This window comes from Leisingera sp. F5, from assembly GCF_001593695.1.
The window spans coordinates 1-8,681 of the sequence record NZ_LUKH01000074.1; the positions used below are offsets into that span (position 1 = coordinate 1).

An 8,681-nucleotide genomic window follows, 5' to 3' on the forward strand; every position below is an offset into this window, starting at 1 on the left:
CCAGGATGTCGAAGGGGCCGTTTGCGGCCACCGCCTCCGCTGTTGCCGCAACATCGGCGACATCCAGTTTCAGCACCCTGGCTTTCCAGCCGCGGGCGGTCATTTCCGCTGCGATGTCCTGCAGCGCGTCAGTGCGGCGCGCTGCAAGAGTGACCTCAGCACCCCGTTCCGCCAGGGCCACGGCACAGGCCGTGCCGATGCCGGAAGACGCGCCGGCAATCAGGGCGCGCTTGCCCTCTAGGCTGAAACTGGGGGTGCTGGGGAAGGTGGGCATGTCAAACCTCGCTGACAGGGAAGGGGATTTCGCCAGCCACGCGGGCCTTGTTGAACTCGCGCAGGCGGGCAAAGACATCTACGCCCAACTGCCGGTAGGCGTCCAGAATGTCCACCGTGACCCAGTTTTCCCGGATCTTGCCGTTCTCCAGCCTCCAGAAATCGAGGCTTCGCATGGTGATGCGCTGGCCCGAGGGGGCGATGCCCATCCAGCCGTCGTGGGTGACGGTCTGGATCATGTTCGGCCAGCCGGTCACCGCGGCGTATTCACCGTCGCCGAAGAAGTGATAGGTGATCTCGTCCAGATACTGACCGCGGTCGGGCATGCCGTTCAGGAACGGGATCTGGTGCCAGTTGCGGAAGCCTGCGATGCCGCGGCCGGTGCCGATGCCGGCAGGGCCGTACCAGTTCATCCGCTCATGCCAGAATTTCGGCATCTCCATCACTTCCGGGCCGCCCTGGCTCGGGTGCTTCTTCAAGTGGGTCAGCATGTCGACGATGTGGCTGCAGGAGGCCTGCGACTTCTCCTCGTCCCAGGGGCCTGGGACGATGCCGTCATGCGTTGCCGGGCCAGGGATGCAGAATTCAAGGCCCAGCGACGGCGCCATCGGCCAGGCCTTTGCCTGCATCATCACCTCGGGGATGTCCCAAATGGTCTGGATTTCCACCACGCGGCCTTCCTCAAAGCGGTAGAACTCGTGGTAGCGCATGTGGGTCAGATGGCCGGTTGGCGGAATGTCGAGCCAGGGCTTCACGAAAGTGCCGTAGTAGTGGCCACCGCAGCCGATCCAGTCGCCGCCGTGCTCGGTACGGCCACCCATGACGATCCAGTCGCGGCGCTCCAGGTCAGGCATGGCGTGCAACAACGGGGCGTAGCAGGTTTCATAGAGTTCTGCGGGGCCGGTCAGATCGCCGAAGGGGTGGCACATATGCACCACCGCGTCCGGCGCGATGAGTTCCTCCAGCGCTGCGCGCACGCCATTTTCGGTGAAGTCGCGCATCGCGTCCCGCATCGGGGCGATCAGCGCCTTGTTCCGGGTGTGAATATCGGTGGTCATTCTGCTGCTGTCCCGTAAGGCACATTCTTGCCGCCGTAGCGGCGGACGCGGATGTTGCACTGCTCGGCGTGGCCGACGAAGCCTTCGAGCATGCAGAGCCGCGAGCCGTATTCGCCGATCATGGTGGCGGCCTCGTCGGTGGTGACCTTCTGATAGCTGTGGGTTTTCAGGAACTTTCCGACCCACAATCCGCCGGTGTAGCGGCCCGCCTTCTTGGTCGGCAGCGTGTGGTTGGTACCGATCACCTTGTCGCCGTTGGCGACATTGGTGCGGGGCCCGAGGAACAGAGCGCCGTAGCAGGTCATGTTCTCCAGGAACCAGTCGTCGCGGTTCGTCATCACCTGCACGTGCTCAGAGGCGATATCGTCGGCCACCTGCAGCATCTCGTCATAAGTGCCGCAAACGATAACTTCGCCGTATTCCTCCCAGGAGACCTTGGCAGTGCCGGCCGTCGGCAGCACGCCCAGCAGGCGGTCGATTTCGGAGAGGGTTTCCTCTGCCAGCTTGCGGGAGTTTGTAAGCAAAACGCAGGGGCTGTTATAGCCATGCTCGGCCTGGCCCAGGAGGTCGGTTGCACACAACTCCGCGTCTGCCGCGGTTTCGTCGGCGATCACCATCGTTTCGGTGGGGCCTGCAAAGAGGTCAATGCCGACGCGGCCGAACAGCTGGCGCTTGGCCTCGGCCACAAAGGCGTTGCCGGGGCCGACCAGCATGTGGACCGGGTCGATGGTTTCGGTGCCGATTGCCATAGCGCCGATGGCCTGGATGCCGCCCATCACATAGATCTCATGCGCGCCTCCCAAATGCATGGCGGCAATCACTGCGGGGTTCGGTTTGCCGTTGAAGGGCGGGGTGCAGGCGATGATGCGGGGCACGCCTGCGACGGAAGCGGTCGCCACCGACATATGGGCGGAGGCGACCATCGGGAACTTGCCGCCGGGCACATAGCAGCCCACGGATTGCACCGGGATGTTCTTGTGGCCCAGAATAACGCCGGGCAGGGTTTCGACCTCGATGTCCAGCATCGAGTCGCGCTGCGCCTGGGCGAAATTGCGTACCTGCTTCTGGGCGAATTTGATGTCTGCCAGCTCGCGCGCGCTCAGCAGGGCGATCAGAGCGTCGATTTCCTGCTGGCTGAGACGGAAGGAGGCGGGGGAATAGTTGTCGAACTTTTCGCTAAGCTCGCGCACAGCCGCGTCGCCGCGGGTTTCGATGTCCTTCAGCGTGGCTTCCACCACGGCGCGGGTCTTGGCGTCGTCCTCGGCCCGGTCGGCTTCGGGTTTGCCGCGTTTCAGGTATTCGATGGTCATGGGGTATCCTCAGGCTGGAGGGCCGGGCGGCATGAGGCGCCGCCCGGCATTGGATCACTTGTCTGGGCGGGGGGCAGTCTTTTCACCGCGATCATAGGCTTCCCAGCCTTCGCCGTTGAACACATCGACACCCAGCTGGGCCGCGACATGGGCAAAGTCCACGTTGACCCAGTTGTCGACGATCTTGCCGTCGACAACCTTCCAGAAGTCCATGTAGCGGATCTCGACCCGCTTGCCGGTGGGCTCAATACCCAGGAAGGTGCCTGAGTGGGTGGCTTCCTGGCGGCCGAAGGCAGCGGCCCATTCGCCCATGTAGAGGCGGGCCTCGTCGATGCAGACCTTGTCGGAGAAGGCCGCCTGGAACGGGCGCTGCCAGTTGTCCTGGAATTCCTTCAGCCCGGTCTTGGTGCCGCAGCCCTGGTTGCCCATCCAGCGGAAGCCTTCGGAGAAGAATTCGCCGATGTCGCTGATCCGGTGGTCGTTCAGCCCGTCCACCATGTTTTCGATCACGCGGCGGGTTTCTTCAGTCTTGCTCAGGTCCGTGTCTTTGGTCAGCACGGCCTGTTCGGGGCGGGAGCCTTTCATGTGTTTGTCCTTAAAAGTTGCGTGTCAGTTTTCGGCGGCTTGCAGAAACTGAGAGGGCATGAAGAAAGTCTCGAGGCATACGATTGAGCGCTGGGTGGCGCCCGACCGCGTTATTGCGGGCGGAAGCGCTCATCACCCTTTCACCGCGCCTGCGGTCAGGCCGCTGACGATCTGACGCTGGAAGAACATCACCAGGACGAACAGCGGAGCGGTGGCCGAGACCACAGCAGCGACAGCAAACATCACGTTGCCCTCTTCCAGGGTCGAACCAAGGAAAGCGGCGATGGCGGGAACCATGGTGCGGTTGTCTTCGCTCAGCAGCATCGAGGTGACGGCAAAATCGTTGTAGGCCAGCAGGAAGGAAAACAGGCCGGTGGTGATCACGCCGGGCCACATCACCGGGATGATCACATGGCGGAAGGCTTGGAACTGGGTGCAGCCGTCAACCTTGGCACTTTCATCCAGATCCTTTGGGATGTTCAAAAAGAAGGAGTGCAGCATCCACAGCGTGAAAGGTTGGTTGATCGCAACGAGCACGATGATTGAGGTAGGCAGATGCCCCCAGAGGTTCCACTCGAAGAATGGCAGCAAGTAGCCGGAGACCAGCGTGATATGCGGCATTGCACGGAACACCAGGGCGATCATCAGCAGCCAGAAAGCATAGTTGTGGCCCGAGCGCGCGAGTGCATAACCGCCCAGCGTGCCGAAGGTCAGCGAGATGATTACGGTGAAGAAGACGACGATCATCGTATTGATCGCGGCGCGCCAGAATTCTTCCTGGATCCAGGCGCCCTCATAACCGGCTCCGGTGAATGTGCCGCCGGCCTCGATCATTGTGCGGGTGCCCCACAGGGCGTTGCGCCAGTCGGCCTTGGAAAAGAAGTCGGCCTGCACTTTGAACGAGCCCCAGAGGGTCCAAATGAACGGGAAGGAGGCGATCACCACCCAGAGGAGGACAAAAGCCGACGAGAAGATGATGACAGAGCGGGAGGAGCGGTTTGCAACGCTGGACATCAGGCAGCCTTTCCTTTGAAATCCCGCCATGTGCGGACAAGAACCGGGGAAAGCAGGATCGCCACACCGATGACGGTCAGCACCGATGTCGCTGCGGCCGAGTTGAAACGAGTGATGTCGCTGCGCATGTCGGCAAAGATGATATAGGACAACGAGGTCGCATTGGCCTGGGCAGAGAAGCCGACAATCGGTTCGAACACCCGGAAGTTATCCATCAGCTGGATCAGCGAGATAAACACCACCAGCGGAGTCAGATGCGGGATCACCACGTAACGAATGCGCTGCCAGCGGGTGGCGCCGTCGATCATCGCCGCCTCGAGCGAGTCCGAGTTCACTGTTTGAAGGCCGGCATAAAAGACCACGAAGGCAAAAGGCGCGGAGCTCCAGACGCCATAAACCATCAGAGTAATCCAGGTCAGCACTGGCGAAGCCTTCAGCGACAGATCCGGGTCGTCAAACAGCCACTGCAGGGTTTTGCCGATCACCCCTTGCGCGTCGATCATCCAAAACAGGATCAGCGAGCCGATCAGCGGCGTGATGATCATCGGCAGCAATGACACAAAGATGGTTGGCCCCTTCAGCACAGGGGTCAGCCGGTTGACGCCAAGGGCAATCATCAGCCCCAGCAGGATTACCAGCGGCGTCACCAGGAAGGTGTAGGTCAGCGTGAAGGCCAGCGCCTTGTAAAACGGCAGGTTATAAAGTTCGGAGAAGAACCCGCTCAGGCTGTCCCGGCTGCGCCAAGCCTCGGCAACCTCGGCGGTGGCCAGGTGGCCGCGGTCGAAATAGGTGGTGAGGCCCGCAAAGCGGCCCAGAGGCTGTTCGGCGCGCAATGCGGCAGTGGCCTCTGTGTCGACAGAGCTTTCCTCGGTGCAGCCGAACGGGCCGCAGTTCTCAGTTGTCACGATCACCTGCTCATGCTCGATGTGCAGCGACTGGATTACAACCGATACCAGCGGCAGGGCGATGAAGAGGATCATCGCTGCCAGGCTGGGCAGAATGAACCAGAAGAACGTTTTGTGGCGCATCTCGGATTGTCCCCTAGACGGGTGGCTGGGGCAGAGCCGCTAAGGCCGGCTCTGCCTGCATTGGCGGGTTCCTTAGTTCAGGAAGCCTTTTTCTTTGGCTGCGGCAACATAGGACGCCTCAACATCGGCCAGAGCCTGTTCCGCGGATTCCGAACCTTGCAGGAACTCGGTCAGTTCAGACCCCAGCGCGGTGTGCATCAGGCCCATGAAGGGGATCATCGGATAGGGCTTGGTGCCGCCGGTTGCAGTGGCAGCAACCCCTGCGGAGGCCGGCGAGGGCTCATAGCCTTCAACAAGCCAGACGGCAGCGTCGTTATTGGCTTTCACGACTTCCGGGCTGATGCCGTTCACCATCGCGACAAAGCTCGCCTCTGCATCTTCGTCGCTGACGTTGCTTGCAATTACAAATCCGTCCCACCACAGAGTCGACGCGGGGGTGCTGCCGCCACCGACGGTCGGCGAGGAGATCAGAGCAGTGTTGCTGACGATTTCCGCAGTGGAACCCTCGTCGTCCAGAATGCCGGTGCCGCGCGACCCCCAAAGATGAGCCATCGCCACATCACCCGCTTCCCAGGAGGCCTGGACCGCATTGGAATCAAACGTCAGGTAGTCGGGGTTGGACAGCGATACCAGCTCTTTAAGCGTGTTCAGCGCTGCAACTCCGGTTTCGTTTTTGACATTCGGCTCGGCGGTGCCCGGCTTGAAGAAACTGCCGCCGTGGCCGAGGTACATGTTCACAAACTCCTGAGCCAAATTCCAGCCGGTTTGGCTGGTTGTAGCAAAGGGGTATTGCATCAAGCCTGCTTCTTGGATTGCCTTGCCAGCTGCAATCACTTCCTCATAGGTTTTGGGAGCCTCGACACCGGCTGCTTTCAGGATGTCTTCGCGGATGAACAGGTGCTGCGCGTTGGCCATGAAGGCAACTGCCATGACCTTGCCGTCAACGGTGATCATCTGGTTTTTGCTGAGGTGCTGGCCGTGTTTGGCAATCAGGTCATCCAGCGGGCGGATCAGGTCGCTGTTCAGCAGCGGCACAATGGCTGCGTTGGTGGTGGTGACCGTAGTGTATTGTGCCGGGTTGGCGGTCAGCGCAGCTACCTGCAGTTCCCGGTAATCCTTGTTCAGGTTGCTTTCCACGGTCACGCCGCCGCCAGCGCATTGCTTGGCGCCTTCGGCAACCGCCTGAATGGCGGCGAATTCATTACCAAGAATGCTGACGTTGCCGCCGCTGAGGCCGCAGCCAGCGTAGGCGGTGCTGCCCATGAACACAGCCGCAGCGCTTAGAATGAACTTGCTTTTGATCGACATAGTTTCCTCCCTGTTTCGGGCCGCATATGAAGGGTTTGGCCCAGTGAACCTTCTCTGCATGCAGGACGGCGTTATGCTGGTTCAGTTCTCCAGCCGCGCACCGCTTCCGGCCTGGAAGAGGTGGCAGATTTCCTTTGGCACCGAGAGCGAAACCATGTCTCCGATCTCGGCCCGGAAGCTTTTGTCCGCCTTGACCGAGACCAAAGCGCCGCCGACGCGGACCGAGATCATGGTGGCATCACCCAGCAGTTCCAGCGTGTAGATCGGGGCGTTGATCTGGCCGTGACCGCCGGTTGCGAGCCCTCCGTCTTCGGCGCGGAAGCCAAGCGTCAGAGGGCCGTCCGGTGCTGCAATCCCGGCGATTTCCACATTCTGCGCCCGGAAAACGCCGCCTGTGACTTCTCCCTCCATCAGGTTCATTGCCGGAGAGCCAATGAAGCTGGCAACAAAGGTGTTGGCGGGCCGGTCGTAGATTTCGGTCGGAGCGCCGACCTGTTGGACCACGCCCTTCTTCATCACCACAACCCGGTCGGCGAGCGTCATTGCCTCGATCTGGTCATGGGTCACGTAGATGGTAGTGGCCTGCAGGTCATGGCTGAGATTCTTGATCTGGGCCCGGGTGGAGACCCGCAGCTTGGCATCAAGGTTGCTGAGCGGTTCGTCCATCAGGAAGACCTTGGGCTTGCGCACGATGGCACGGGCGAGGGCGACGCGCTGGCGCTGGCCACCCGACAGTTCAGCCGGCTTGCGGTGCAGGAAGTCGCGCAGTTCTACCCGGTCGGCGGCCTGCATGACCCGTTCGTCATGGGTGGCGGGATCAATGCCGCGCACTTTCAGCGGGAAGCGGATGTTCTCGTAGACGTTCATGTTCGGGTAAAGCGCGTAGGACTGGAACACCATCGCGACATCGCGGTCCTTGGGGTCGAGATCGTTGACTACATCGCCGCCGATCCGGATCTCGCCATCAGTGACATCCTCCAGCCCTGCGATCATCCGCATGGTGGTTGTCTTGCCGCAGCCTGAAGGGCCCAGCAGCACCAGAAATTCCTTGTCAGCAATGGTCAGGTCGAAGTTTTCAACCCCCACGAAGCTGCCCCAGCGCTTGCCTACATTGCGAAGCTGAATCTCGGCCATACCGCTGCTCCCTCCCCAGGAGAATCAACAATTGCATACGTTTGCAAAACTGTATTCCTGCGGCATCAAATCTGGCAAGACTTTTTTGCATACGTATGCAATATTGCCGGAAAGACGGTGATTCACTTGGGCGTAACAGGCTAGGAAGCCGTTGAACCGAAAGGAATTTTAGAATGAGCTTTCAAGCTGAAAAGCAGGTGGTGCGCAGCTTCTACCAGGCGTTGGACCAGGCGGTGGCAGCGGAAATTCCCGCCGTCATGGCGCAGCATTGCAGCCCCGACCTGCTGTGGCGCGGCTTTCATCCGTTCGGAGAGATCCACGGCGCCAAGGAGGTTGGCACGCAGTTCTGGGTGCCGCTGCGGCAAAACCTGACCCGTCTGCAGCGCCGTATCGATGTGTTTTTCGCCGGACAGAACCGGTTTGATGATCCGGGCGGCGTCTGGGTCTGCTCGATGGGGCATCTGATGGGGCTGCATGACGGCGCCTGGCTGGGTATCCGCCCGACCCGCAAGATGGCGTTCTTGCGTTACTGCGCCTTTCACAGGGTTGAAGACGGCAGGATCACCGAGACCGCGATGTATTTTGATATCCCGCACCTGATGCTGCAGGCCGGGCTGCAGCCTTTCCCGGTCGGGACCGGCGCGCAATTGGTGCAGCCGGGACCGGCAACCCATGACGGTCTGCTGTTTGACGCACAGCCGGCGGAGGAGGGCACAAGAACACTAGCAGCCATCGAAGCAATGATTGCCGATCTGGGCCAGTGGGACAGTAACATGACGCTGGAAGAGGAACTGGCCCGCACCTGGCATGACGACATGATCTGGTGGGGCCCCTCGGGCATTGGTGCCACATACACAATCGAACGCTATGCCAAGCAGCACTCTGGGCCGTTCCGTGCGGCATTCACCGAGCGATCCAAGACCGGCCATCTTTGCCGCATGGCCGAAGGGCACTATGGCGGTTTTTTCGGC

General features: G+C 61.0%; 9 protein-coding genes. 1 reads left to right on the forward strand and 8 read right to left on the reverse strand.

The window, feature by feature from the left end; translation table 11 throughout:
* The 8 genes from A2I95_RS23580 to A2I95_RS23615 form a co-directional block, all read right to left on the reverse strand.
* The coding region (locus tag A2I95_RS23580) for an SDR family NAD(P)-dependent oxidoreductase (RefSeq protein WP_291733757.1) at positions 1-274 on the reverse strand (274 nt) is incomplete at its 3' end.
* A gap of 1 nt (position 275) precedes the next feature.
* Positions 276-1,331 (reverse strand): ester cyclase, encoded by a 1,056-nt coding sequence (locus A2I95_RS23585; protein ID WP_291733759.1) that lies wholly within the window; start codon positions 1,329-1,331, stop codon positions 276-278.
* Complete coding sequence (gene hisD / locus A2I95_RS23590) at positions 1,328-2,641, reverse strand: histidinol dehydrogenase (protein ID WP_291733761.1); 1,314 nt, start codon at positions 2,639-2,641, stop codon at positions 1,328-1,330. The genes A2I95_RS23585 and hisD overlap by 4 nt, the downstream gene beginning before the upstream one ends.
* A gap of 54 nt (positions 2,642-2,695) precedes the next feature.
* Complete coding sequence (locus A2I95_RS23595) at positions 2,696-3,226, reverse strand: ester cyclase (RefSeq protein WP_291733763.1); 531 nt, start codon at positions 3,224-3,226, stop codon at positions 2,696-2,698.
* A gap of 132 nt (positions 3,227-3,358) precedes the next feature.
* On the reverse strand, positions 3,359-4,240 hold the full coding sequence (locus A2I95_RS23600; protein WP_291733765.1) for a carbohydrate ABC transporter permease: 882 nt from the start codon (positions 4,238-4,240) through the stop codon (positions 3,359-3,361).
* Complete coding sequence (locus A2I95_RS23605) at positions 4,240-5,268, reverse strand: carbohydrate ABC transporter permease (protein ID WP_291733767.1); 1,029 nt, start codon at positions 5,266-5,268, stop codon at positions 4,240-4,242. Before A2I95_RS23605 ends, A2I95_RS23600 begins: the two co-directional genes overlap by 1 nt.
* A 72-nt stretch (positions 5,269-5,340) precedes the next feature.
* Complete coding sequence (locus A2I95_RS23610; RefSeq protein WP_291733769.1) at positions 5,341-6,576, reverse strand: extracellular solute-binding protein; 1,236 nt, start codon at positions 6,574-6,576, stop codon at positions 5,341-5,343.
* 81 nt (positions 6,577-6,657) lie between these two features.
* Positions 6,658-7,710 carry an ABC transporter ATP-binding protein gene (locus A2I95_RS23615; RefSeq protein WP_291733771.1) on the reverse strand — a complete coding sequence of 351 codons (1,053 nt, stop codon included), beginning with the start codon at positions 7,708-7,710 and terminating at the stop codon, positions 6,658-6,660.
* Between the two features lie 173 nt (positions 7,711-7,883).
* Between A2I95_RS23615 and A2I95_RS23620 the strand changes: the two genes are divergently transcribed.
* Positions 7,884-8,681, forward strand: a 798-nt coding sequence (locus A2I95_RS23620) for an ester cyclase (protein ID WP_291733772.1), incomplete at its 3' end; no start/stop codon positions are given.

What these genes read in the sequence shown, in the direction of transcription:
- A2I95_RS23605 (WP_291733767.1), bottom strand. Translation starts at nt 5,268, where the DNA reads ATGCGCCACAAAACGTTCTTCTGGTTCATTCTGCCCAGCCTGGCAGCG.
- A2I95_RS23600 (WP_291733765.1), bottom strand. Translation starts at nt 4,240, where the DNA reads ATGTCCAGCGTTGCAAACCGCTCCTCCCGCTCTGTCATCATCTTCTCG.
- A2I95_RS23615 (WP_291733771.1), bottom strand. Translation starts at nt 7,710, where the DNA reads ATGGCCGAGATTCAGCTTCGCAATGTAGGCAAGCGCTGGGGCAGCTTC.
- A2I95_RS23585 (WP_291733759.1), bottom strand. Translation starts at nt 1,331, where the DNA reads ATGACCACCGATATTCACACCCGGAACAAGGCGCTGATCGCCCCGATG.
- A2I95_RS23595 (WP_291733763.1), bottom strand. Translation starts at nt 3,226, where the DNA reads ATGAAAGGCTCCCGCCCCGAACAGGCCGTGCTGACCAAAGACACGGAC.
- A2I95_RS23610 (WP_291733769.1), bottom strand. Translation starts at nt 6,576, where the DNA reads ATGTCGATCAAAAGCAAGTTCATTCTAAGCGCTGCGGCTGTGTTCATG.
- hisD (WP_291733761.1), bottom strand. Translation starts at nt 2,641, where the DNA reads ATGACCATCGAATACCTGAAACGCGGCAAACCCGAAGCCGACCGGGCC.